Source organism: Acinetobacter sp. CIP 102136, from assembly GCF_000369685.1.
GTDB lineage: Bacteria > Pseudomonadota > Gammaproteobacteria > Pseudomonadales > Moraxellaceae > Acinetobacter > Acinetobacter fasciculus.
On sequence record NZ_KB850142.1, the window covers coordinates 1,781,738 to 1,806,133 of the forward strand.

Genomic DNA, 24,396 nt, shown 5'->3' on the forward strand with positions numbered 1-24,396 from the left:
ATAGATGATCTGGATTGCTACTTAACTCATTCCAGATAATCTGTTTTAAACAGGTTGAGATTGGCCGTATTTGTTAAACGGTCAATCGTCAGCTGCATTTTCTGCGCTTCTCGCAGACATAGCGGTACGTTATCTGCTGAAGATGCCATGAATTTATGTTGCAATACTTTCCACATATTGTTGATCTCCTTTTCTTTATATTTTTAATGCAAGAAAAATACCAAAATCATTTTAGTATTCACTTGAATATTCTATATTTTTTAAAAAATAAATTCTATTACTAGTGACTGAGCAGGATTGACTTCTCAGTTAAATTCGTCTGTCTCTGGTATTTTCTTATCTAGCTCTCGTTCAGACTGCTCGTCCTGTGTGCTCTTCACAAAAATAAATCGATAGGCAGCGGTAAAAAAGCCAATCGTAATTCCTGCAATGACTAAAGGAGCCAGAACTTTGTTAGGTTTCTTGGTATTCATTCATTTTTCCTTATGACTGAACAAAATCGACCACATGAGCGTGGTCGATTTTGCTTAAAGATAACAGGTTATTTCAGGTCATCTTTTTTCTGAGTTGAACGGTCAATATCGACATCTGGCTCTTTTTCTCCGGTTGAACCAAATGGATTATTGGCTGGTGGATGAGTCGGATCGACTTTTACTGAATCTGGTACGGCCTGATCCGCATCCGGATTGACAGGATCAATACCTAATGACTCATCATCCTGTGGTGCAGTGGTAAGGATTGCCGGGGTAGTATGGGATAAATCCGTACTCATAGGCGTACTCTTGTCTGAATCCTGATTTGGCACGATGCCTGCTCCTGGAGTTGTGATTGAGGAATCGCTAGTACCCGTAGCAGTTTGCGAACCACCAGAGGACTGGCTCATTGAGCTATCTGTAGAACTCATACCCATCGCCGCACCTGTAGTACCTGACATGTCGGCTGCACTTGTACCTGTGGTCTTGCTACCTAATCCAGAAAATATGCTGTTCTCAGCTTTTTCTTTGACTGGGTTAGGGTCTTTGGCTTCTCGTTTGGCTTTATCAATCAAATCTGTGAGTACACGCTCCGCAGGTTGACGACCACCCAAACCAAATGCCAAGGCAAATGCCACTGCTACAGCACCCAAAGTTAGACCAAATGCCAAGTTAACAATTGAATCGGCAATACCCATGGCACGCAGACCCATTGCCACAACGAGTCCCATGATCAGAACACGAACCAGATTGGCTAACCAGCGTGAGCTGTTATATTCACCACGTTGTACGATATTCGCAACAATATTTGCCAGCCAGAAACCGATTACCAGAATCACCGCACCGAGCAGGATATTGGCACCGAAGTAGATGAACATTGCAATAAGACCACTGATCTGTTCAAAGCCCAGACGGTTCGCTGCTTCAGATACCGCAAATAGCATGGTGAATAAAACGATCAGGAAACCGACTACACTGGAAAGTTTAGTCGTGCCTAAAAAACGCTGGATATCCAGTTTGGCAGGAATTTCATCAACACCTGTACCGGCAACTACTTCAACTACCAGACGTGCTACCAGTTTAGAGACCACATACGCCAGAATCAGAATCAACGCAGCAGCGATAATATTCGGAATGGCATTCATGATTTCATATAGCATGGCTGTAGCAGGCTGAGAAATGGCCTCGATACCCAATGCTTCAAATGCAATGATCAGTGCCGTAATGATCACCACGGCGAAGATAAATGAACCAATCACCTGAGAAACATTCGAGTTTTTGAAGATGCCTACTTTTTCAGCATGTTGCTGTACGTTCAGACTGTTTAATAGTCCTTCAACAATACCGCGCACAATTTTCGCCAGGATATAACCGACAAAAATGATGACTGCAGCAATGAAGATGTTTGGTAAGTAACTAACAACATCGGTCAGCATATTCTGAACTGGTAACAGCAGACCGTTGAGACCCAGAATAGACAGCACGATTGGCAAGAACAGTAATAAAATTAACCAGTAAGCAATTTCACTGATGTTTTTACTAATCGGACTGACACCGACTTCAGCACTGAGTTTTTCATCGAGTTGCGTTCGGTCTAGCAGTTTTTGTAGCCCTATCTTCACCAGATTGGCCACAATCCAACCTATGAATCCGACTGCAATTGCACCTAGTAACTGCGGGATAAATAACAGGAACTGCTGGATCATATTACTGAATGGACCGCTGACACTGGTAAGATTGAGCACGTTCAGCGCACCAATCACGGCAATAATCAGAATAATCCAGAACACGACGCGGGCGATAATGCTCTCCACATTGGAGTGATGACCTGTCGCCGTATTTAAATGTGTATTGGTGCCCAGTTTCTGCAAGAGCTTTTTAACGCCTGCCGAGACCAGTAACGCAATGATCCAGCCAAGTACTAATATGGCAATTGCACTAAGAATGGGATGGAATTGATCCCAGTAGTACATGGCATCGAAGCCACCACGCGGGCTTCTCATATAATCATTCATGTTGTTCTACCCTCTTTGTTATTAAGCTATTTATCTGAAATCGGGGGCATCTCCCTGAAACAATCAGCCCCTTCTTTTTCCGGATTCATATTAGATTTGATGTTTTCAGACTCAAGCCAGGTAGATGGCACTACCTTAAAACATCACCATCCATTGCAAAAAAGCCCCAGTGGTTCACTAGAGCTTTTCAGGTATTTTCAGTTATTGAGTCGCCTGTCCATCAGTCGCAGTTGCTGTTGCTTCTGTGCCATCACCCACGGTTGCTGTAGCTTCCGTCCCCTCATTCATGGTAGCCGTGCCTTGTGTAGGCTCACCGACTGGAGTTGAATTATTTGGGGTAGCAGGCTGTACATTCGGATTTGGATGTCCTGCAGGAGCATCATTCGCATCTGGATTCATGTCAGCAAACATATAGAACAGTAGTGCGAGTAAAAAAATACCGACCAAAATCAAGATATAAACAGGGATACGCTTTTTCTGCGTCACGTCTGCCTGATGATTTAAAGGTGGTTTTTTATTGAAATCATCGACCATAACCATCCTCACTCTTTGTTATTCATAAGTAGATTTTTAGAATAACAAGCTGTGAATAGGGCTTCTGTGACAAAACATGGTGAGATGGTGACGGGATGTAAGTCACTAATCCATCAGAATTCTCTGCTAGATGCTACTTTAAAATAGCCGTTTGGCTGGGCTATGTTGCATATCGACTGGGGTTTCGTGTTCATCTTTCAACTGCACCCCTGAAAGCTGTAACTCACAGGATTTACGCATCAATGCGACCAGTCGCTGGATAGCCAGTGGATAGGCCAAGCCCGCAGAACGGACATTGGAAATACAGTTGCGCAAGGCATCATGACACCCTTTAAAAGCATTATAAGTGTAATAAATTCCCATACTATCGGGTGAGCTCAAACCCGGCCGTTCGCCAATTAGCATGACCAGCATTTTCGCCTGTAAAATTTCTGCCAATTCATCACCCAGTGCCACACGACTGCCACGGGCAATCACTAAGGGGGCAATCTGCCAGCCTTGTTCTTTGCATGCCTCTAGCAAGGCCGAAATAAAATGCAGGCTATTTTCCTCAATGGCACGTGCTGATAGTCCATCTCCCAGCACAATGGCTACATCCCAATGTTGCTGATGTTCGGCCCGGTATTGCTGCAATATCGTTTTGGACTGTTCTGAAAGCACACGCCCAAGATCGGGACGTTTAAGATAAAGATCTTTCTCTACCGCCTGGCTTTCAATTTCCAGAATAGGCAGTCCCGTTTTAGCTAAGCCAGATTTTAAGAATTCAACATCAAGTGGCTTCAGTACCGCATCTTTAGCTTGCGCATGTGCCAACTGAAATTCCAGACTTGGTCGAGTCGGCAAGCTGCCCCCAGTTCGACCTAAGGCAATCCGTGCATCAGTAAAGGCTTTTAATTTCTGCCAGGGATTATCCTGTAATTGGGACTCAAATTTCACATCGGCAATCAGTTTCATAGTACTTCCTCAAGACAGGATTAGACGTGAAAATTGCTTCGGCAACTCTGTTGGCCAGTGCAGCTGATTAGACTGTTGCGCCAAAATTCCCTGATGCTCCAGCCAGTAGTCAAATTCGGGTGCCGGTTTTAATCCCAGTAATTGCCGGATGTAGAGCGCATCATGAAAGGAGGTCGTCTGATAGTTCAACATCACGTCATCTGAACCGGGAATACCCATGATAAAATTCAATCCGGCATTGGCAAGCAAGGTCAGCAGTGCATCCATATCATCTTGATCGGCATCGGCATGATTGGTGTAGCAAATATCACAGCCCATTGGCACACCGAGCAGCTTGCCACAGAAATGATCTTCCAGCCCGGCCCGGATAATCTGCTTGCCGTTATACAGATATTCTGGCCCGATAAAGCCGACTACAGTATTGACCAGCAAGGGATTAAACTTACGCGCCACGGCGTAGGCACGCGCTTCCAGGGTCTGTTGATCCACGCCATGATGGCCATTGCTGGATAAGGCACTGCCCTGTCCGGTTTCAAAATACATGACATTTTGGCCCACTGTGCCGCGTTGCAGGCTTAAGGCAGCTTCATAGCCTTCCTGCAGCAGCGCCAGATTGATACCGAAACCAGTATTGGTTGTTTAGGTTCCCGCAATGGACTGGAACATCAGATCAATCGGAACATTTTTATTTGCCAGCTGAATGCCAGAAGTAATATGGGTCAAAACACAAGATTGAGTCGGAATCTCATATTCCTGAATGACATGATCGAGCAGTTTGAGCAGCTCAGTCAAATTCTGCAGATTATCTGTGGCCGGATTAATCCCGATCACGGCATCACCATTGCCATACATTAGTCCATCCAGAATCGAAGCTGAAATGCCTATCAGATCATCAGTCGGGTGGTTCGGCTGCAAGCGGGTAGAAAGATGCCCTGCCAGCCCGATGGTATTTCTGAACCGAGTCACTACTCGGCATTTTTTTGCCACCAGAATCAGATCCTGATTGCGCATGATTTTACTAACCGCTGCGACCATTTCTGGAATCAGGCCCATTTTTAAGGCCGTAATCTTTTCTATGGTGGCATCTGCACTGAGCAGCCAGTTACGAAAATCCCCCACAGTAAAATGCGAGATCGGATAAAAGACATCAGCATCATGTTCATCCATAATCAGGCGGGTGATTTCATCCTCTTCATAAGGAACCACAGCTTCTTGCAAAAACTGCTGTAATGGTACTTCTGCCAGACACATTTGTGCAGCAACACGCTCGGTTGCATCAGTGGCCACAATCCCTGTCAGCTGATCGCCAGAACGTTCAGGCGTAGCCTTAGCCAACAGGGTTTTTAAATCCTCAAAGACATAATGCTGACTGGCCACATTAATCTGATACAACATAAGCAAGTTCTCCCTGCTAGATAATTTATTTCAATTCCTTTTCTGCTGCCTCGATACGGGCAAATTCTTCTTCCGGTGTCCCGGCCACCAGATGATGGCGGCTATACAGCAGAAAATAGAGAATCAGTGCAACGTAAATGGCAGCTGCCATTAACCAGACTTTTGGATCGACCAGAAAGCCTGCCACCACGGCAATCGCAGCAAGTACCAGCGCAATGGACGCAGTCACAATACCGCCCGGTGCCTGATAAGGACGTACCAGATTCGGCCGGGACAATTTCAGTTTGATATAAGACATCATCATCAAAACATAGGAAATGGTGGCACCAAAGACCGCCATCAGAATCAGCAGATCACCTTCACCTGAAAGGGACAGCAGGAAGCCAATAATCCCCGGAATAATGATGGCCAAATAAGGTGCATGATTGCTGTTGGTTAAGGACAATTTTTTCGGTAAATAACCGGCACGTGAGAGCGCAAAAATTTGACGGGAATAGGCATAGATAATCGAGAAGAAACTGGCAATCAGACCAGCGAGACCGACAAAATTCACGAAACTTGCCATCCAGGTATTGGCACCATAGACCGCCACCAAGGCATCCACCAGCGGTGCACCGGAATTTTTCAGCGTATCTGCACCTGCTGCGCCAGGACCGAGTAACAAAATACTTAGCGCAAAGAATGCCAGAATCAGCATGGAACCAATCAGGCCACGCGGCAAGGATTTAGCTGGCTCTTTGGCCTCCTCTGCTGCCAGCGGGACACCTTCAACTGCCAGAAAAAACCAGATCGCATAAGGCACTGCTGCCTAGATGCCCAGATAGCCCAATGGCAGGAAACTGCTTGCACCCGCCGCTTCCGTACTGACCGCAATATCAAACAGGTTTGCACTATTAAAATGAGGCAACATGCCAAAGATAAACACCATCAAGGCAACCGCAGCAATTGCGGTAATCACAAACATGATCTTGAGTGCTTCACCTGCACCTTTCAGATGCAAGCCCATAAAAACCAGATAGCTCACCAGATAAATGATCCAGCCGCCAATACCAAACAAGGCTTCGCAATAGGCACCAATGAAACAGGCAATTGCTGCCGGAGCAATGGCATATTCAATCAGGATGGCACTCCCGGTCAGATAGCCGCCAAAGGGACCAAAAGCAGTACGAGCAAAACTGTAACCCCCACCTGCAGTCGGCAGCATGGTCGACATTTCGGACATGGCCAGACACATACACAGATACATGAATGCCACCACAATGGTCGCAATAAACATGCCTCCCCACCCCCCCTGTGCCAAACCAAAATTCCAGCCAGCGAAGTCACCGGAAATCACATACGCGACCCCCAGACCGACGAGAAGCAGCCAACCTACGGCGCCTTTCTTGAGCTGGCGCAAGGCAAAATAATCTTCTTGTACTGCTGTTTCAGTCACACTGGTATCAATCACACTTTTTGACTCTGACATAGCAACCTCGTTGTTTTTATCGTTGTTCCCTGAAGATATGCATAAGCCATACCGGTTCCGCAGGCTTTAGTGAAGACAGTTGAGACGCTGCCTTTCAGCGATGAAATGCGTTATAATTATCCACCTTCTCATTTATACACCCGAGTTATATGGCGTATCGTCAACAAAGTGTATCGCTTGATCTTGATACTGACGTCACACATCAATGTACGCTGCACTACAGCCGTGATCAGCATCTGATTGGAATTATTGAATTTAGCAAGCCAAGCTTCCTGCTTCGCTGGCAGGATCTGGAATATTTCCGTCGTCGTACCGAAGAATTTTCCGTGATGCCTTTTCCGGACTGTGTGAATGCGATGATTATCGATATTCGAGATGTGACAGCATGGCTGGATAATGAAGTGCCGATTATTCCATGGCGTTTACTGGAAGAAGACTGTCCAGTGCGCCTGGTGGTGCCTGCAGACCGTATTGAGCACTATGCCGGATTTTTTGAACCGACCTGGCTCAGTCCCGATGTCGAAACCGCCATTCAGGAAATCCGTGAATCAATGGATATGTTTGTGCATTAAGCTTGAATCGAAAAAACCTCCGCAATGGGCAATGCTGTTTACTTAAGCATTTGAATCATTTTGGAATTCATTAGAGAATCCGATGTCAGGTTTGGCATCGGATTTTTTTATGGTATTTCAGCAGGATATTTTAGATCTTAACAATCTGTTTAAGCTCTCGAATCTGAGTACTTTTATTCACAATATCCCCGTTGAGTGGGTCAAGTCCACACTCAGGTTGAGCAGTCCCGCGACTATTCGCAGGCGGTGCTTGCCTGCGGATCAGGTACTTTGGCTGGTTCTTGGAATGGCGATTTTCCGTGATGTCCTCATCCATGAAGCAGCAAGAAGACTCAATATTTGCACTCAGTGGTTAGCCTCTTATGACTTGCTGACGCGCATTAGTCTAACCAATACACGTAAACATCTTGGTGCAGATTCTGTGGAGTGGCTATTTCACCAGACCGATCAGCACTGGGGACAAGAGCATTATCCGGCTGGGCTGTCGGAACTTAGACAGGGATAGGTAGTTTGTTTTAGAGAGGCCTACAAGGCTTCGGAGAGTCAAAATGTTAAAAAACCGTTATCCCTTAGATCACAATGCCGCTCCTGTTAAAGGAACCGCATTGCCTTCAAGCAGGGGGTTTTGCTCATAAATCCTTCAACCTTACCAGTAATTCTCGACCGCAATATTTCCTTCACCACGACGGTTCATGGTCAGGCCACGAGCTTTTAAGGCTTCTTTGGTATCATCGACCATATCCGGGTTACCACAAAGCATGACATGCGTCGTTTCCGGATTAAACGCGATACCTGCTGCCTTTTCCAGCTCACCATTGGCAATCAAAATCGGTAAACGTTCGTGTAAAGGTGCATCGGGTTCACGGGTAATAATCGGGATAAATTTAAAACCAGTATGTCCTTCGCCAAAGGTTTCAGCGATTTCTTGAATCCGGTCTACATAAGCGAGTTCTGCCCGGGTGCGTACACTATAAACCAGATTAATTTTTTCGTATTTGCTCCAGGTTTCAAAGTCTTGCAACATGCAAATAAACGGTGCCAGCCCCGTACCGGTACCCAGTAACCATAGATCTTTAGGCAAAGGCAATTGATAACGTGCCAGAGTCAGATAACCATAAGGAATTTTTTCCAGATGCAGCTCATCCCCGACTTTGAGGTGCTGTAAATTGGAGGTAAATTTACCTTCTGGAACGACAATCGAGAAAAACTCCAGAGTTTCATCAAAAGGAGAGGACACTACCGAATAGGCACGAACCACCAGTTCATCCCCCACTTGCAAACCAATACGCGCAAACTGCCCTGCGGTAAACTTAAAATGTGCTGGGCGTGTCATCGTAAAACTAAATAATGTATTGGTCCAACGGTATACAGATAAAACTTTTTCTCGGGTAAATTTTTCAATTGACATGATTTCAACGTGGCATGAAAGACTGTGCTCATGGTAGCATGGCAACATAATTTATTAATATTTTTTAAATGTTAAGGCTCTACTCATGCGCATGACTTTACGCCAATTGGCTGTTTTTGTAGCAGTGGCACAAGAGGGTACCGTAACGAAGGCTAGCGATGCCGTCAAGCTTACACAAAGTGCGGCTAGTATGGCTTTAGCAGATCTGGAAGATGGTCTGGGTGCTCCACTATTTGACCGTCTAGGCAAACGTTTACAGCTAAATGACCTAGGGCGCTTTCTTCTCCCTCAAGCCCTGGAAATTTTAGGTCGTTGTGAATCTTTTGAACAAGTCGCTAAAGGTGAGCTTCAAAGTATCGATTTACGTTTAGGTGCGACCCTGACGATTTCTGATTACCTGATTCCTGACCTCATGGCCGATTTCTTGAAAATCAAGCCGCAAGCACATTTACAGCTTCAAGTCGGTAATACCCGTCAAATGATTGAAGCAGTGAATCAGTTCCAGCTGGATCTTGCCCTGATCGAAGGATCTTGTCATCTGCCACAGCTACAATGTATCCATTGGCGTGATGATGAGCTGGCCGTGTGCTGTGCGCCAGACCATCCTCTTGCGCAATTGAACCGTGAACTAACCGCTGAAGATTTCAAATCTGTTGAATGGATTTTGCGTGAAGAAGGTTCAGGTACCCGTGAGGTGTTTGATAATGCCATTTTAAAAGATGTGCCAGATGCTAATATCCGTCTGACACTCGGTCATAATGAAGCGATTTTAAAAATTGTAGCGGGCGGAATTGGTATGTCCTGCATTTCCAAACTTGCAATTGAGCCTTTACGTGAAAAAGGTCAATTGGTGATTCTGGATACACCATTCTGGTCACTGACTCGTCCTCTGTTTATGCTGGTACATCGCCAGAAATATCAGGGCCCAGGTCTAAGAGCCTTTATGAATTTTTGTGAAAGCTAAAATATTAAAAGCACCTCAAGGTGCTTTTTTTATGATTCATCAAAATTGACTTTCACATGGTATCCCATCTCCGTCACCATCCATTTTAGTATTTGGACAGTTACGAATAAAAAATAATGCTTCCTCATAAGAACCCATCTGACCACAGTGTTCTCGACCATCGCATTTAAATTGAGACACAGATGGCGAAGCCGTTTCTGAAATTTTCGGATTAATGGGGTTACTTTGGCTTCTTAACTCAGTGCCGTGATTTTCCAGGTTCTTCCTGCCCTGCTCAGATAATCCTTGCATAGGTAGATCACCTTGCGCTGCTCGCTGCTCAGCGACAATTCGTTGCTGCTCTACCATCAGTCCTTCAAGCTTTTGCTGTTTTTGAATTTGGTAGCTTTGATATTTGTTATAAACAAGACCAGCAAGAATCACAATAATCACCAGTCCTGATAGTGTGATTATTTTTAATATAGTTGATGATTTTTTCTTTTCATAATGTAGAGAAGCTCTGGTTTCAGTATCTCCATGTAGATCATTGTTTTGTGTAACAGGAACTTCTTGCTTAATATCCAAGCGAACAATATGGTTTGCCTTAAACTTTCCATTATCTTCCACAATCAAAAACTTTAATTTTTCTCCCATTTTTGGCGGAATATTTTTATTGGGAAAGTCTTTGACATGGAAAAATAAATCTTTGGATTGCCCTTCGATCTGAATAAAACCAAAACCACGATCTTCGTTATAGGTTTTGATTTTCCCCTCTTGAAACATAATTCGCTCTTATCTTTAATATTTTTTATGATTGTAATCAAAAAGAGACTGAAAAGCTTTTGTCAAATTCTCTAAAGCAGAAACAAAAAACTAGAAGTTTTTTTATGACAGAAGAATAGATCCCTAGTTAAAAGTAAAAAAAGAAAATTTCTTTTTTATTTATACTTCGCCAAAAATCATAAAGCCAACAGCTGATGCCAATGCCAGCCATAGGGTCGGACTAAAGAAAATTGAATTACGTACCGGAACAGACACTGTAGGTGCCAAGGATTGCAAGGCGACGACTTCTGGCATAAATTCATCCTGCACTTTAATATCCAGACGTACCATGTTGTCTAAGGTCATGCTTTCTTGGTGGGGAATGATTCTAAATTTAAGTCGCTCTCCAATTTTTGGCTCAATTTCAGGCAAAGGTAGATCCTGCAACTTGAAACTTAACTCTTGAGCTACCTCAATGAGCTCTAGAGTGCCCATACCACGTTCGGAATCGTAAGTTTTAATTTTTCCATCCGTAAACATGACACTGTTCTCTATAGAATTCATTTAATTTGTATTCTAAGCCAAAGGAAATGTTCAGCATTGTTGCTGTTTAGTGGACTTTTTATGTGTTGTCTGTCTCTTTGAATATGTAAGCGGTGATACTATAAAAAAAGAGGCTCGGAAGCCTCTTTTTAAATGTGATTAAAAAAGGATTAAGTATGAGAATAATCCATTAACCACGGAAGTTGTTTAGCAATGCCGATGTAATTGATTTATTGTGTGTCGCGACTTTGGTTTTTTTAGCTTTCTTTGAGTTGTCTTCGACACGTTCAATCTTGATCGCTTTGTACTTATCGCCATTTTCAACAACATTAAATTTCACACGTTCATTGCGTTTTGGCTCGCCTTCTGCCGCAGGGAAGTCTGAAATATGGAAGAATACATCTCCCTCAGCGCAGCCAATAAAACCGAAACCTTTGGCAGGGTCATACTGTTTGATTTTGCCCTGATACAATTCATCTTTCATGCTATTGTCCTATCCTGAAAATGCCCTGTCTACATTATATAAAAAAGAGGCTGTAGTAGCCCCTTTTTTCATCATATTCAAAAATTAGTCTTTTTGAACTGAACCAAAGATTTTATCCCCAGCATCGCCAAGACCTGGAACGATATAACCATTTTCATTTAAGCCATTATCGATAGAAGCAGTAAAAATCACAACATCCGGATGCGTAGCTTCTACACGCTTAATGCCTTCTGGTGCAGCAACTAGAACCATCACACGAATATCTTTACAGCCGCTGGCTTTCAGTACATCAATTGCAGCCACTAAAGAAGAACCGGTCGCCAACATTGGATCAATGATCATTGCGATACGGTTTTGTACGTCTGGAACCAGTTTTTTATAATAGGTACGTGCTTCCAGAGTTTCTTCATCACGCTCTAAACCAAGTACCGATACTTTCGCACTTGGAATCAGGTTCAGGAAACCGTCAAGCATGCCAATACCGGCACGTAGAATTGGCACAACCGTGATTTTTTTACCCGCAATACGATCAACTGTAACAGCACCATTCCAGCCATCAATATCATGTTCAACCATTGGCAGGTCTTTAGTTGCTTCATAAGTCAGAAGCATGGTCACTTCTTGAGCTAACTCACGGAAATTCTTGGTACTGATATCTGCACGACGGAGTAAACCAAGCTTATGTCGAATGAGTGGATGACGGATTTCATGGATTGCCACGGGAGAACACCTAAAAGGTTAAAGATAAATTTCCGCTATTATAAAGGCTTTTATTGATTTGTATAAATAAAAAAGCCCCCAATCATGGAGGCTTTTTTGTAATAACGTCAATCTTTGCAGATATTAGTTAAAACCACTTTGAACCAAAGTGAAAATGAACTGTTGCAATTCAGGTGACATGGCAAAGAATGCATATTTAGATACTGCAATCACTGGATCTGGGTAGACACCAATCACAAGTACCGCAAGCGCAGCAAGAAGTACCATGATACCACCCACTTTTTGGCCCCAATGATTCACCGCATCTAGACGTGGTGTTTCAGGTGGTGTCATGTAAAGCACAACCATCACACGCAGGTAGTAGTACAGACCGATACCAGAACCCAAGATGACCATCGCAGTCAGGAACCAGGCTTCGCCTGCAACCGCAGTTTTTATCACCAGGAACTTACCGATAAAGCCGGCAGTTAATGGAATACCTGCAAGAGACAGCATCATCACCGTCAATACAGCAGTCAATACTGGACGGCGCCAGAACAGACCACGGTATTCAGCCAGACTACCCGCTTCATCCGTATTGTTATACGGACTAGACATCAGCGTAACAACACCGAACGCACCGATCGTGGTTAATACATAGGTAATCACGTAGACGTTTACACTTTCAAAAGTCGCGAAACCTTGAACCTGTAAGAAATCCGTATTACGTGAACTTACGATGGCAACCAGCAAATAACCAAAGTGTGCAATTGAAGAGTATGCCAAGATACGTTTCAAGTTCACCTGGCGAACCGCCAGCAAGTTACCTGCAAGGATAGACAGAACCGCAATAATCGAAATGATGGTGACGAAGCTGTCTGCCAAAATTAAACCTGAAGACAATGCATAACGAACAAAAAGACCAATCATCGCCACTTTTGCAACTGTCGCAAGGAAAGTCGCGATTGGCGCTGGCGCACCAGCGTATACGTCTGGTGTCCATTTGTGGAATGGTGCCAGCGATAATTTAAATGCTACTGCAAATACAATTAATGCCAGACCAATCACGACAGCCGGTTGACTGAATACGGTAAACAGTTTGCCTGGTTCAGCAACGAAACTTAAAGTACCTGTATATGCATAAATATATGCCATACCCATGAGCAGCATTGCAGACGCAGTTGCTGAAAGCACCAGATATTTCACACCCGCTTCAAGCGATTGAGAACGTTGATGTGTATATGCCAACAAACCATATACAGGAATCGACATCAACTCAAGGCTGATAAAGAATGATGCATAGTGTGAGCTTGCTACCATCAGCATGGCACCCGCAACGGATGTCAGCATCAGGATATACAGCTCTTCACGGTTATCTTTATAGGTTTCGATATACGCGTGAGATAGCGTTGCACATGCAAGTGCAGCAATCAGGATCACAAACTGGTACAGCATCGTAAATGGATCTACGATGAACAGATTCATCACGTTGGCAGGTGCAAACACGCCTGCCAACAAAACGAAAATGATATAGAACGCAGCAAGGTTTAAACCAATCACCGTGGTGGTAGCCACCAAGTTATGGTTACGCTTGATTGCGGTCAGCAACATCACGACGATCGCAGTTAACGACACGATCATCACAGGTGCTAGAGGCATAAGCTCAGAAAAAGACATTGTGAAGTTCATGGCTTATTGGATCTCCACATTTTCAAGTTGAGTCGTTACTTGATCAGCAACTTCAACCACTTCTTGAACTGGAATGTAGCTATTCGCTAACCACGCCATGCTTGAGTTAGAAACGTCAAGGAAGCTTTGTGGATATAGACCAAGCCAAAGTAGACCAAACGCACAGATCAACAATAATGCGATTTCACGTGCATTTAGATCTTTTAACGGATTTGTATAATGCTGCTGTTGCGCTTCATTTGGTACACCAAACAAGGCTTTGTGAATCAGGATCAGACCGTACAGACCCGCAAATACCAAGCTGATTGCCGCAAGAATGGTAAACGCCGGGAATTTCGCATAAGCACCCATCAGGATCAGGAACTCACCAATGAAGTTACCTAGACCTGGAATACCCACCAACGCCGCAACGAAGAACATCAGGAAGAATGCAAGATACGGGAACTGACCACGCATACCACCCATCAAACGCATATCACGCGTATGTACACGCTCATATACCTGACCACACATAATGAACAGTGCAGCAGATGAAATACCATGTGCCAACATCATGATCATCAGACCTTGGAAGGTCAGGATGTTACCTGCGTAGATCGCAAGTAAAACGAAGCCCATGTGTGAAATAGAGGTATAAGCCAACAGGCGTTTCATGTCGGTTTGCTGGAAAGCACACCAAGCACCGTAGAAAATACCGATTAAACCAAGAATGATTGCGAAGTCTGCAAACTGTGCAGATGCTGCCGGGAAGAACGGAATCACGAAACGTAATAAACCGTACGCCGCAGTCTTAATCAAGATACCTGCAAGATCGACAGAACCCGCTGTTGGTGCTTGCGCATGCGCATCTGGTAACCAGCCGTGTAATGGGAAAACTGGAAGTTTTACCGCAAAACCGATGAATAAACAGATCATGAATGCATAAGCAACCGCTGGCGCCTGAGCATCAAGCGTATTCGCCACACCTAATAAATAGTTGTAGTCGAAACGGATTTCACCCGTCATGGTATAGCCCACAGTCACCAGACCCAGGATACCAATCAGCATCACCAAACCGGCAACCTGCGTGTAAATGAAGAACTTGTTAGCTGCATAAACACGTGACTTGCCTTCTGCCCCTTTATGACCCCAAAGGGCAATCAGGAAGTAGATCGGTACCAGCATCATCTCCCAGAAGAAGAAGAACAGGAACAGGTCAATCGCAAGGAAGACACCGATGACACCACCCAACGACCATAAAAGGTTCAAGTGGAAGAAACCAACGTTCTTTTGAATCTCACCCCACGAACAGCCTACTGCCAGCACACCCAGGAGTGCAGTCAAGCCAACCATAAGAAGTGATAAACCATCCACTGCCAAGTGAATGTTAATGCCCAGGGTTTGAATCCAAGGCAATTTGAATTCGGCAGCCCACGAAGGTGTAGCACCGCCTAATTCATAGTTATAAGTACCAGTCTGCCAAAGGACGATGGTCAAGACCAACGTCACCAGCATACCGATTAGCGCGATATAACGCGGCAAGTGTTGGTCGAGTTTATCGACCAACCAGCATATGAAACCTGCAATGAACGGAATGAGGATCAGAGCCGGCAAAATAATATTGTTTGGAGCTTCCATTTTATTTCCCCACGACCTGAATCACGATCAAGATCATCAGTAGGACAACGACACCGAGCCCCATACTAGATGCATATTCACGCAGTGAACCGGTTTGACGTGAACTTGTAAAGCTGTGACCACCTTTAACAAGTGCAGGAAGTACCAGCCATAGGCCATCAATTGGATCACGACCAAAGATCTTCGCGAACATTAAATATGGCTTCACGAAAATGAGGTCATACAGCGTATCGAAACCTAATGCATTACGGCAGATGTTGACCAGGCCAGCACCTACAGAAGTGGCTGCAAAACGTTTGACTGCATTGTAAGCAAAAGCGAACAGTACGACACCCACTGCAAGACCTGTCAAAGCAACAGCAATTGCGATGTATTCAGCACCATGTGCACCTGCTTCAAGCGCTTCAGGAATAATGAAGGCTGGAATTTGTGCAGCATCCAGAACACTCATTACCGGTGCTTTTAGTACGATCGCCAGACCTGTTGAAAGTACAGCAAGAATCGCCAGTGGCGCCCAGTAAGTTGCACCTTTGATTTCATGATAAGGCGTGTTTTCTTTGCCGAAGAATACAACCCAGATTAAACGGAATGTATAAATAGACGTTAAGAATGCACCTGCAACACCCACCCAGTACAGCGTGTTATACACTGGTAAACCAGCAATATGACTTTGCGTCCAGACTGCAGCAAGAATCGCATCTTTTGAGAAGAAACCAATCGTCAGGAATGGAATCGCTGCCAATGCACCGCCACCAATCGCGAAACATGCAAACAGGAATTTGTTCTTGTAGAACAGACCGCCCATCTTGAAGATGTTTTGTTCGTGATGGTAAGCCAGAATCACCGCACCAGACGACAAGAACAATAATGCCTTGAAGAATGCGTGAGTCAGCATATGGAACAGACCTGCCTGGTATGCTTCAGCACCTACCGCCATAAACATATAACCGAGCTGACTCATGGTTGAGTATGCCAGAATACGTTTGATGTCGGTTTGAACCAGTGCAGCAAAACCAGCCACAAGCAAGGTCACCGCACCTGTGATCGAAATAAATACCATCACTTCTGGTGCAAGTTCAAAGACTGCGAATAGACGGCAGCACAGGTAAACACCCGCTGTTACCATCGTTGCAGCATGGATCAATGCAGAAACAGGTGTTGGACCTGCCATCGCATCGGCTAACCATGTTTGTAACGGGATCTGTGCAGATTTACCCGCCGCACCCAAGAACAATAACAATGCTGTCCAGATGGTCAAAGATGAACTTTGGGTCATTACAGTCGCTGCATTTTCAACGATGTAATGAATGTTCAAGGTACCGAATTGCTGGAAGATCAGGAACATGGCAATCAGCAAGAATACGTCACCGATACGGGTCACGGTAAATGCCTTGATTGCCGCCAGACCGTTTGCAGGGTTCTGGTAGTAATAACCGATCAGCAGGTATGAACACAGACCTACGCCTTCCCAGCCCAGGAACAATAAAGCCAGGTTATCGCCCAATACCAGCAACAACATGCTCGCAACGAACAGGTTGAAGTAAGAGAAGAAACGTGCGAAGTCTTCTTCACCGCGCATGTACCATGATGCAAAGATGTGAATCAAGAAACCCACACCTGTCACCATGCCCAGCATCAATAAAGACAAGCCATCCAGCTGTAAGCTGATGCCCGGAGCAAAACCGCCAACACTGAACCAGGTCCAAAGATGTTGCACAACTGCAGTTGAACCATTATTCACAAAGTCCATCCCTGCAATCAGTGCGAACAGTGCAGATAAACCGACTGCACCGACACCAATAATGGCTGCAACAGATTCCGGGAGCTTGTTGCGCCCCGCCGCTAACAGGACAAAACCAATGAGCGGAAATAAAATTGTTAGATATAAATAACTCATCCGCGCATCTCACTAGCAGCATCCACATCCAGGTGATGGAAGCGATGATAGAACTGAAGGACGATCGCAAGACCAATACAAGCCTCTGCCGCAGCAAGCGTCAGGATCAGGATAAACATGATCTGACCATCTGGCTGTGCCCATGCACTGCCCGCCAGGACGAACGCTAAAGCAGCAGCGTTCATCATGATTTCAAGGCTCATTAAAATAAATAGTAGGTTGCGTCGCACCATTACACCGTAAAAACCCAGTGCAAAGAGAATAGATGCAACGATCAAACCATGCTCTAAAGGGATGTTGCCCATTATTCTTTTTCCTCTTCTGCATCTGGTTCACGTTTACCCAAATGGAATGCAGCTACCAAGGCAGCAAGCAATAACATCGCGGCAACTTCAACCAACAACAAGTATTGCGTAAAGAGTGCTTGACCCACTGCTTTCGGGCCCACCATTTCTGTACCCATTACCAGTGAAGCTTGTGTGTAATCAGAGTTTAATACCCATACCAGCACCAAACCGATCAGGAAGCTCATCAACGCCGGATAAGCCCAAGCCGATGAAGTCAACCATTTTCGTTCTTGTTCAACGGTCTGCTCACCTAGGTTCAGCATCATCACCACGAACACGAACAACACCATGATCGCGCCCGCATAAACAATTACTTCCAGCGCACCAGCGAATGGTGCACCGACGATCAGGAACATGCCTGCGACTGCAAGCAATGAGACGATCAGGCTTAATAAAGCATGTACCGGATTCGCGTTAGTGACCACGCGAACCGTAGAGACAATGGCCACGAGGGCCATTAAATAAAATGGCCACATCATGGTAATAGACTCCGTACATCAACAGGTGCACTTTCACGCTGTGCTTGACCTTTGTCCTTGCCTGCAACTGCCATACCGGTTACACGGTAGAAGTTATAGTCAGGATATTTACCAGGACCAGAAATCAGCAGGTGTTCTTTTTCATAGACCAAGTCCTGACGAACATATTCGCCAAGCTCGAAGTCCGGGGTCATCTGAATCGCAGTGGTTGGACACGCTTCTTCACACATACCGCAGAAAATACAACGCGAGAAGTTGATACGGAAAAATTCCGGATACCAGCGACCATCTTCACGTTCTGCTTTTTGTAGTGAAATACAGCCTACCGGACAGGCAACCGCACACAGGTTACATGCCACACAGCGTTCTTCGCCATCAGGGTCGCGCGTCAATACGATACGACCACGGAAGCGTGGTGGCACGATTTCTTCGGCCGGCACTTCCGGATATAAAATGGTGTCACGTTTACGTGTTGCGTGGCTGAACACCATCCACAACGAACGAACGATTGACCCGAATCCAGCTAGAAATTTAAACATTTTGTTCTCCCTGCTGTCTTAGGCCTGATTCATCAGAATCACAGCACCAGTTACCAAAAGGTTAACCAACGCCAATGGCAAGCAAATTTTCCAACCAAAGTTCATCACCTGGTCATAACGTGGACGCATTAAAGAACCACGCGCCAGTACAAACATCATTACAAAGAATGCTGTTTTGATAATGAACCAGAATGCTGCTGGAAGGAACGGAATATCAAGGTTGAATGGCGCAAGCCAGCCACCGAAGAATAACGTCACGATCAATGCAGAGATCAGTACCACGTTGACGTATTCCGCAACGAAGAACATCCCCCATTTCATACCGCCGTATTCGACATGGTAACCTTCTGCCAGTTCCTGTTCTGCTTCTGGTTGGTCAAATGGGTGACGATGCGTTACCGCCACACCTGCAACCACGAAGATCAGGAAGCCAAGGAACTGAGGAATCACAAACCAGACATCTTTTTGCGCTTCAACAATTTCACGCATGTTGAATGAACCGGCAATTGCCACCACACCCATCAACGAGATACCCAAGAACACTTCATACGAAATGGTCTGAGCTGCAGAACGCAAACCGCCCAGTAAGGCATATTTGTTGTTTGATGACCAGCCACCGAACAGGACTGCATAAACTGCAATACCCGCCATTGCCATAAAGAACAACAGGCCGATGTTCATGTCTGCTACACCTAAATAAGGTGATACAGGAATAACCATGAACGACAGTACCGCAGTTGCCATCGCAACTGCTGGCGCCATACGGAACGTCAATTTGTCAGCAAACTTAGGTGTCCAGTCTTCCTTGAACATGATTTTCAGCATGTCGGCAACAATCTGGAACATACCGCCCGGACCAACACGGTTCGGACCGTAACGGTCTTGCCACAAGCCGAGTAAACGACGTTCAATAAAAGACATCAACGCAGCGATCAGTACTACAACCAGCAAGATCACAATCGCTTGAATGACTGAATAGGCAATTGGCCAGTTTTCAGCCCACAGCGGCGTTTGACGGATTAATTCTTGTTCCATGAATTACACTCCTACCGCGACTGAAACAGGCTCTGCAAGAGATACCGTCGGTGCCAGACCGATTGGGTAGCCAATATAACCTGTCGGTAAATATTCAATCACTTGAACTGGAAGAACGATTGACGTCTCACCTGCTTTCACCGTGATTGTCTGACCATCTTGAACATTCAGGCGCGCTGCATCCTGCTCACCCACTGCAAATACCGCTTCAGGAATACGTGTTTCCATCGCTGGTGTTTTTACCGTGAATTCACCTGAACCAAAGATATGGTGCATCGGTACCAGACGGAAGCTTTCAGCATTTACCAGAACAGGTGCCGGTGCAACGAATGTACGTGCCGGACGTTTTGCCAAACGGTCGAATAAACGAACGCCTGAATCACCACCTTTCAGTGAACCACCTACAGTTTCCTGGAACTTGTTCCAAGCTTGTGGCGAGTTCCAGCCTGCAGACCATGCAAATGGAACCAGTGGAGATGGGGTCTGGTCTCCGACATAACCTTCCATCGAGAACGTTAATGCAGAATCTTTATCTGTAGGCTGTTTCGGCTCATGTACAGACAATGGTGAACGCATTGAAGTACGACCTGAGTAACGACGTGGTTCACGTGCCACTTTCAAGCCATGAACACGGAAGCCCGCATCAGGTGCAACATCCAGAATGCCTTCAAGCGCAGGAACGTTTTTCGCCACTGACTCGATCACATCATCCAGTAAAGTCCAAGAAATCGCTTTGCCTTTTACGCCTGTTTCCAGAGCGTGTAACCAGCGCCAAGACTCCTTGATCGCCAATTCAGGATTGTAGTAGCTTGGGTCATACACTTGGTAGAAACGTTGTGCACGGCCTTCTTGAGAAACGACAGTACCATCACCTTCAGCAAACGACGCAGCAGAAAGCACGATATCGGCTTTTTTCACTGTTGCAGTTTCAGAGTGATCCAGTACGATCACATCTTTGCCTGCAAGTGCAGCATCGACCTGTGCAGCAGGAAGACGACGGTAAAGGTCGTTTTCAACCACAATTACAGTATCGTAATCTTGTGCAAATGCTTGCTCTAGGCTTTGACCACCGAAGATCGCCATACCCATCGAGTTCACTTCAGGAACCGTCAAGGTCAGACCTGCATTACCCAGATTCTGTGCAACTTGTGCAGCAGCTTCCATAATGGCAGGATCTTGCAAGCTTGTACCCGAGATGATCAGTGGTTTCTTCGCAGCTTTTAAAGTGTCCGCAATGATTTGTGCAAATGCTTTGGCATCGTCATCTAAACCAAGAATCGTTTCACCCGCAACTGCTGCAGCAACTGCAAAACCTAAACGCGCGATATCATTTGGAGAAGCAACCACTTCACCTTCAGCAACATCAGACAAACGGGTTTGTGTCGCAGCCAGGATGTAAATCGGAGATTTCGCATCTTGGGCAATACGTTGTACCGGCTCAGCCAACCATTCTTGCGTACGGCGCTCTGCCGCCATCTCTTTACCTTTATTTTTCGCAGCCTGGCGAACAGATAAAGCCATACGAGGCGCAGTTTGGGTCAGGTCTTCACCCAAAATTAACACAGCATCGTAGCTTTCAATTTCACGCATGTTCGGGTTGTAAACACCCTCGGTTTGCATGATAGAAGCTGCCAATTCAACCAGGTTTTGCTCTTTTTGAGACAGACCTGTTGAGAAGTTCTCTTGACCCACCAACTCACGAAGTGCGAAGTTTGATTCAAGTGATGCACGCGGTGAACCAATACCTAATACTTTTTTGCCCTGGATATTTGCAATGACCGTATCTAGTGCTACATCTACTGAAACAGTTTCTACAGTCGCACCTTTACGGAATTGTGGTTGACGCGGACGGTCTTCGCGGTTCACATAACCTGTACCGAAACGACCTTTATCGCATAGGAAGTATTGGTTAACTTCACCATTGAAACGGTTTTCGACACGGCGAAGTTCACCATAACGCTCACCCGGAGAGATGTTACAACCTGAAGAACAACCTTGGCATACGCTTGGCGCATATTGCATGTCCCATTTACGGTTATAACGTGCCGAATGAGTTTTATCGGTAAATACACCTGTTGGACAAACTTCAGTCAGGTTACCCGAGAATTCAGATTCTAAAGTGCCTGATTCCGGACGACCGAAATACACACGTGATGCGTTGGCATACACGCCGAAGTCCGTACCACCTGCATAGTCTTTGTAATAACGCACACAACGATAACAGGCGATACAACGGTTCATTTCGTGAGAAATGAATGAGCCAAGCTCTTGGTTGTAATGGGTACGTTTGGTGAAACGGTAGCGACGACGGTCATGCTGTGTCATTACGGTCATATCTTGTAAATGACAGTGACCACCCTCTTCACAAACCGGACAGTCGTGCGGGTGGTTGGTCATCAAGAATTCAACAATCGAAGCACGGAAATCTTTTGCTTCTTTGTCTTCAATCGAGATGTAGGTATTGTCAGATGCAGGCGTCATACATGACATGACCAAACGACCACGGGTATCTTCCGGATTCGCGTATTGAGTCACGGCACATTGACGGCAAGAACCGACAGAACCTAAGGACGGATGCCAACAAAAGTATGGGATATCAATGCCAAGACTCAAACATGCTTGTAGCAAGTTTTCCGAGCCGTTGACTTCATACGATTTGCCATCGACATGAATTGTAGCCATAGTCGAATTCCTTAAGCTTGTTCTACGGAGCTAACTTGAGCAGCGGCATTCACCACCTTCGCTTCAAATTCGCCACGGAAATGTTTGAGTGCGCCCATGAGCGGTTCCATTGCACCCGGTGCGTGGGCACAGAAAGTCTTACCGATCCAAAGCTTACGCGTTAACTCTTGTAAGTGATCGATATCTTCCTGTTTACCTGTGCCATTTTCCAGCGCTTTTAACGCTTTCACTGCCCAAGGCAAGCCATCACGGCAAGGGGTACAGAAACCACATGATTCGCGTGCAAAGAATTCTTCTAGGTTACGTGTTGCTGAAACCATACATTGGGTTTCATCAACCACCATGAGCAGACATGTTCCCAAACGAGAACCGGCTTTCATGATGCTTTCCGCATCCATCGGAAGATCGATATGCTCGGCCGCCAGGAAGTCCGTTGATGCACCACCCGGTAACCATGCTTTCAGCGTTAAGCCATCGCGCATACCACCCGCGTGATCTTCAATCACTTCACGCGCAGTCGTACCAAAAGGCAATTCCCATAGACCCGGGAATTTCACTTTACCTGATGCACCATAGATTTTGGTACCTGGATCTTTCGATTTGCCCGCAGACAAGCCGATATACCATTCAGGGCCACGCAGCATGATGGCGGGTAAGTTGTTGTAGGTCTCTACGTTGTTGACAATCGTAGGACGACCCCAAGCACCTGCAACTTGCGGGAATGGCGGTTTGGTACGCGGGTTGGCACGACGGCCTTCAAGCGAGTTAATCAATGCAGTTTCTTCACCACAGATATAACGACCTGCACCGGTATGCACGTGTAACTCGAAGTTCCAGCCGGTACCCAGGATGTTATCCCCTAAGTAACCTTTGGCACGAACTTGCTCAAGCGCTTCATTTAAGTACTGAGCCGCTTCGATGTACTCGCCACGGATAAAGATATAACCGTGGGTTGCTTCAAGCGTATAACCCGCGATGAGCATCCCTTCGATCAGTTGATGTGGAAGATCTTCCATCAACAAACGGTCTTTGAAGGTACCTGGTTCCATCTCATCGGCATTACAAATCAGGTAACGTGGACCTGAATTGTCATTTGGCGCCATTAGTGACCATTTGATGCCTGCCGGGAAGCCTGCACCACCACGACCTTTAACAGTCGCTGCCTTCACCACGTCCAATACATCTTTAGGCGACATCGACAGGGCTTTTTTAAAGCCTGCATAACCTTCGAGCGCTTCGTAATCATCTGCATTACGTACGTTCGCTTGTTTGCTTAAACGCCATGTGAGTGGATGCGTTTCCGGGTTACCGTCGCCATAAATTGGTTTTGGTTCAGTATTCATACATACTTCTCCAACAGCTGTTTCACCGAAGTCACTTCAACCAGACCGTGCGTGTCTTCATCAATCATTAAGGTTGGACCTTTGTCACAGTTGCCCAGGCAGCAAATTGGCAGCAAGGTAAAACGACCATCTGCAGTCGTTTGACCAAACTGAATGCCTAATTCGCGCTGGAATGCTTCTGCCAAAGTTTCCGCACCCATCAAGAAGCACGCAATCGAATCACATAACAAAATTACGTGACGACCGACCGGCTGACGGTAAATACGGTTATAGAAGGTTGCCACACCTTCCAGATCTGCAACGCTCATGCTCAGCATTTGCGCGATGGCATTCATTTGCGCATCATCTACCCAGCCATTACGGCGTTGTACACACTTTAGCGCGTCCAGACATGCCGCACGTGGGTATGGATAGTGCCCCATGTGATGTTCGATATCGTGAATTTCGTCCGCAGTCAAAATTCCTTCAACGTTCACACGTGGCTTTTTATCAGTCAAAATCATCATAATGCGTTTACC

General features: G+C 45.7%; 22 protein-coding genes and 3 pseudogenes. 3 read left to right on the forward strand and 22 right to left on the reverse strand.

The window, feature by feature from the left end:
• Nucleotides 1-26: 26 nt before the first annotated feature.
• From F893_RS18145 to eat, 7 genes and pseudogenes are all read right to left on the reverse strand, one after another.
• A complete protein-coding gene (locus F893_RS18145) occupies nucleotides 27-176 on the reverse strand; it encodes a hypothetical protein (protein ID WP_004280747.1) in 150 nt (49 codons plus the stop codon).
• A 129-nt stretch (nucleotides 177-305) separates the two neighbouring features.
• Nucleotides 306-473: a hypothetical protein gene (locus tag F893_RS18150; RefSeq protein WP_004280748.1), complete on the reverse strand. Its 168-nt coding sequence runs from the start codon at nucleotides 471-473 to the stop codon at nucleotides 306-308.
• A gap of 68 nt (nucleotides 474-541) precedes the next feature.
• Complete coding sequence (locus tag F893_RS13985) at nucleotides 542-2,488, reverse strand: mechanosensitive ion channel (RefSeq protein WP_004280750.1); 1,947 nt, start codon at nucleotides 2,486-2,488, stop codon at nucleotides 542-544.
• 201 nt (nucleotides 2,489-2,689) lie between these two features.
• Nucleotides 2,690-3,022, reverse strand: coding sequence for a hypothetical protein (locus F893_RS13990; protein WP_004645869.1), 333 nt, complete (start codon nucleotides 3,020-3,022; stop codon nucleotides 2,690-2,692).
• Nucleotides 3,023-3,160: 138 nt separating this feature from the next.
• Nucleotides 3,161-3,976 carry an ethanolamine ammonia-lyase subunit EutC gene (eutC, locus tag F893_RS13995; protein WP_004280754.1) on the reverse strand — a complete coding sequence of 272 codons (816 nt, stop codon included), beginning with the start codon at nucleotides 3,974-3,976 and terminating at the stop codon, nucleotides 3,161-3,163.
• Nucleotides 3,977-3,985: 9 nt separating this feature from the next.
• Nucleotides 3,986-5,371, reverse strand: a pseudogene (locus F893_RS14000) (ethanolamine ammonia-lyase subunit EutB).
• Nucleotides 5,372-5,396: 25 nt separating this feature from the next.
• Nucleotides 5,397-6,839, reverse strand: a pseudogene (gene eat, locus F893_RS14005) (ethanolamine permease).
• Nucleotides 6,840-6,988: 149 nt separating this feature from the next.
• On the opposite strand from eat, the gene F893_RS14010 reads away from it, so the two are divergent.
• Both F893_RS14010 and F893_RS14015 read left to right on the forward strand, forming a co-directional pair.
• Complete coding sequence (locus F893_RS14010) at nucleotides 6,989-7,411, forward strand: hypothetical protein (protein ID WP_004280758.1); 423 nt, start codon at nucleotides 6,989-6,991, stop codon at nucleotides 7,409-7,411.
• Between the two features lie 109 nt (nucleotides 7,412-7,520).
• Nucleotides 7,521-7,883: pseudogene (locus F893_RS14015) on the forward strand (transposase domain-containing protein); the annotation flags it as partial.
• Between the two features lie 174 nt (nucleotides 7,884-8,057).
• Here F893_RS14015 and F893_RS14020 read toward each other — a convergent pair.
• Nucleotides 8,058-8,819, reverse strand: a complete 762-nt coding sequence (locus tag F893_RS14020) for a ferredoxin--NADP reductase (RefSeq protein WP_005252660.1) — start codon at nucleotides 8,817-8,819, stop codon at nucleotides 8,058-8,060.
• An 85-nt stretch (nucleotides 8,820-8,904) separates the two neighbouring features.
• On the opposite strand from F893_RS14020, the gene gigC reads away from it, so the two are divergent.
• Complete coding sequence (gigC, locus tag F893_RS14025; protein WP_004280761.1) at nucleotides 8,905-9,783, forward strand: LysR family transcriptional regulator GigC; 879 nt, start codon at nucleotides 8,905-8,907, stop codon at nucleotides 9,781-9,783.
• Nucleotides 9,784-9,822: 39 nt separating this feature from the next.
• On the opposite strand, the gene F893_RS14030 is transcribed toward gigC, so the two are convergent.
• The 14 genes from F893_RS14030 to nuoE all read right to left on the reverse strand — a co-directional run bounded on the left by F893_RS14030 (nucleotide 9,823) and on the right by nuoE (nucleotide 24,384).
• Nucleotides 9,823-10,545 (reverse strand): cold shock domain-containing protein, encoded by a 723-nt coding sequence (locus F893_RS14030; protein ID WP_005252662.1) that lies wholly within the window; start codon nucleotides 10,543-10,545, stop codon nucleotides 9,823-9,825.
• Between the two features lie 159 nt (nucleotides 10,546-10,704).
• Nucleotides 10,705-11,064 carry a hypothetical protein gene (locus tag F893_RS14035; RefSeq protein ID WP_005252664.1) on the reverse strand — a complete coding sequence of 120 codons (360 nt, stop codon included), beginning with the start codon at nucleotides 11,062-11,064 and terminating at the stop codon, nucleotides 10,705-10,707.
• A 193-nt stretch (nucleotides 11,065-11,257) separates the two neighbouring features.
• Nucleotides 11,258-11,551, reverse strand: coding sequence for a cold shock domain-containing protein (locus F893_RS14040; RefSeq protein WP_004732065.1), 294 nt, complete (start codon nucleotides 11,549-11,551; stop codon nucleotides 11,258-11,260).
• A gap of 84 nt (nucleotides 11,552-11,635) precedes the next feature.
• Nucleotides 11,636-12,271 carry a uracil phosphoribosyltransferase gene (gene upp, locus F893_RS14045; RefSeq protein WP_004280765.1) on the reverse strand — a complete coding sequence of 212 codons (636 nt, stop codon included), beginning with the start codon at nucleotides 12,269-12,271 and terminating at the stop codon, nucleotides 11,636-11,638.
• A 123-nt stretch (nucleotides 12,272-12,394) separates the two neighbouring features.
• On the reverse strand, nucleotides 12,395-13,939 hold the full coding sequence (nuoN, locus tag F893_RS14050; RefSeq protein ID WP_004645875.1) for an NADH-quinone oxidoreductase subunit NuoN: 1,545 nt from the start codon (nucleotides 13,937-13,939) through the stop codon (nucleotides 12,395-12,397).
• A 3-nt stretch (nucleotides 13,940-13,942) separates the two neighbouring features.
• Nucleotides 13,943-15,556, reverse strand: a complete 1,614-nt coding sequence (nuoM, locus tag F893_RS14055) for an NADH-quinone oxidoreductase subunit M (RefSeq protein WP_004280767.1) — start codon at nucleotides 15,554-15,556, stop codon at nucleotides 13,943-13,945.
• Between the two features lies 1 nt (nucleotide 15,557).
• Nucleotides 15,558-17,453, reverse strand: a complete 1,896-nt coding sequence (gene nuoL / locus F893_RS14060) for an NADH-quinone oxidoreductase subunit L (RefSeq protein WP_005252666.1) — start codon at nucleotides 17,451-17,453, stop codon at nucleotides 15,558-15,560.
• Complete coding sequence (gene nuoK, locus F893_RS14065; RefSeq protein ID WP_004280769.1) at nucleotides 17,450-17,758, reverse strand: NADH-quinone oxidoreductase subunit NuoK; 309 nt, start codon at nucleotides 17,756-17,758, stop codon at nucleotides 17,450-17,452. Before nuoK ends, nuoL begins: the two co-directional genes overlap by 4 nt.
• Nucleotides 17,758-18,276, reverse strand: a complete 519-nt coding sequence (gene nuoJ, locus F893_RS14070; protein ID WP_171054322.1) for an NADH-quinone oxidoreductase subunit J — start codon at nucleotides 18,274-18,276, stop codon at nucleotides 17,758-17,760. Before nuoJ ends, nuoK begins: the two co-directional genes overlap by 1 nt.
• A complete protein-coding gene (gene nuoI / locus F893_RS14075) occupies nucleotides 18,276-18,818 on the reverse strand; it encodes an NADH-quinone oxidoreductase subunit NuoI (RefSeq protein ID WP_004280771.1) in 543 nt (180 codons plus the stop codon). Before nuoI ends, nuoJ begins: the two co-directional genes overlap by 1 nt.
• A gap of 18 nt (nucleotides 18,819-18,836) precedes the next feature.
• Entirely contained in the window at nucleotides 18,837-19,853 is a 1,017-nt protein-coding gene (gene nuoH, locus F893_RS14080; RefSeq protein ID WP_004280772.1) for an NADH-quinone oxidoreductase subunit NuoH, read from the reverse strand.
• Between the two features lie 3 nt (nucleotides 19,854-19,856).
• Entirely contained in the window at nucleotides 19,857-22,535 is a 2,679-nt protein-coding gene (nuoG, locus tag F893_RS14085; RefSeq protein WP_005252673.1) for an NADH-quinone oxidoreductase subunit NuoG, read from the reverse strand.
• 11 nt (nucleotides 22,536-22,546) lie between these two features.
• Nucleotides 22,547-23,878, reverse strand: coding sequence for an NADH-quinone oxidoreductase subunit NuoF (gene nuoF / locus F893_RS14090; RefSeq protein ID WP_005097923.1), 1,332 nt, complete (start codon nucleotides 23,876-23,878; stop codon nucleotides 22,547-22,549).
• Nucleotides 23,875-24,384 (reverse strand): NADH-quinone oxidoreductase subunit NuoE, encoded by a 510-nt coding sequence (gene nuoE, locus F893_RS14095; protein WP_004280775.1) that lies wholly within the window; start codon nucleotides 24,382-24,384, stop codon nucleotides 23,875-23,877. The genes nuoF and nuoE overlap by 4 nt, the downstream gene beginning before the upstream one ends.
• Between the last annotated feature and the right edge of the window lie 12 nt (nucleotides 24,385-24,396).